The organism is Streptomyces himastatinicus ATCC 53653 (genome assembly GCF_000158915.1).
Classification (GTDB): domain Bacteria; phylum Actinomycetota; class Actinomycetes; order Streptomycetales; family Streptomycetaceae; genus Streptomyces; species Streptomyces himastatinicus.
In genome coordinates this window covers 613,212-614,477 of sequence record NZ_GG657754.1, presented here as the reverse complement: position 1 = coordinate 614,477, position 1,266 = coordinate 613,212, and the positions used below count along the sequence as shown (strand labels likewise).

General features: G+C 74.8%; 1 protein-coding gene. It reads left to right on the top strand.

The window, feature by feature from the left end:
- Positions 1-1,266 (top strand): polyketide synthase dehydratase domain-containing protein (locus SSOG_RS02400; protein WP_039936375.1); only part of this gene is annotated, 1,266 nt, incomplete at both ends.

Below are 1,266 nucleotides of genomic sequence, written 5' to 3'. Positions count from 1 at the left end.
CAGGTCCGCCGTCCGGTGCGCTTCCATGACGCGTTGCTGACCGCGTCCGGCGAGCAGGGTGCGACCTGGCTGTTGGAGGTCGGGCCTGATCCTGTTCTGAGTGCGCTGGCCCGGGCGGGGGCCGAGCCGGCGGTGGCGGTGTCCACCTTGCGTGCGGGCCGGGCCGAGGCCGAGGCTGTGTTGACGGCCGTCGCGGAGTTGTATGTGCGGGGCGCGGGCGTCGACTGGTCCGGCGTGTTCGCGGGGACCGGTGCCCGCCGGGTCGAGCTGCCGACCTACGCGTTCCAGCGCGAACGGTACTGGCTGGAGGCATCGGCTCCGGCCACCGACGCCGACGGCCTCGGCCTTGGCGTGACCGAACATCCGCTGCTGGGCGCGGCCGTGGCCGTGGCGGGCTCGGAAACCCTCCTGCTGACGTCCCGCCTCTCGGTGCGGTCCCACCCCTGGCTCGCCGATCACGCGGTCGCGGAATCGATCGTGGTCCCCGGCACCGCGCTCGTCGAACTCGCACTCCAGGCGGGCGACCAGCTCGGCTACGGCCGTCTGGACGAACTGACCCTGCGGGCCCCGCTCGTGCTGCCGAAGGACGGCGCGGTGCAGGTGCAGCTCAGCGTGGAGCCGCCCGAGTCCTCCGACGGGAACCCGGACGGAAACGCGGACGAGCAGCGGCGCACGCTGAAGCTGTACGCACGCCCCCAGGACTCCGCGGCCGGACAACCGTGGACCTTGCACGCCACCGGCACCCTCGCCGCCGAGCGGCCCGCCGCCGACTGGGATCTGACCGCGTGGCCGCCCCCGGGCGCCGAGCCGGTGCCCACCGACGGGCTGTACGAGCGACTGGCCTCGACCGGGCTGGCCTACGGACCGGCCTTCCAGGGACTGCGGGACGTCTGGAGGCACGGCGAGGACCTCTTCGTCGAGGCGGCCCTGCCCGAGCCGCTGGCCGGCGACGCTTCGGCGTACGGACTGCACCCGGCGCTGCTCGACACCGTCCTGCACGCCCTGGGACTGCGGGGGCAGGCGGCGGAGGGCGCCTCGCTGCCGTTCCTGTGGTCGGGCGTGTCGCTGTCCGCCGTCGGCGCCGCCGCCGTACGCGTACACCTGACCGTGCGCGGGACGGGCGAGGTGGGGTTGCGGGTTGCCGACACGGCGGGCGACCCGGTGGCCGAGGTCGAGTCGCTGGTGCTGCGTCCCGATGTCGCCGGCCGACCTGGCCGGGGCGGGCTCGCCGGTCTCCGACAGCCTGTTCCGGCTGGACTGGGTCCC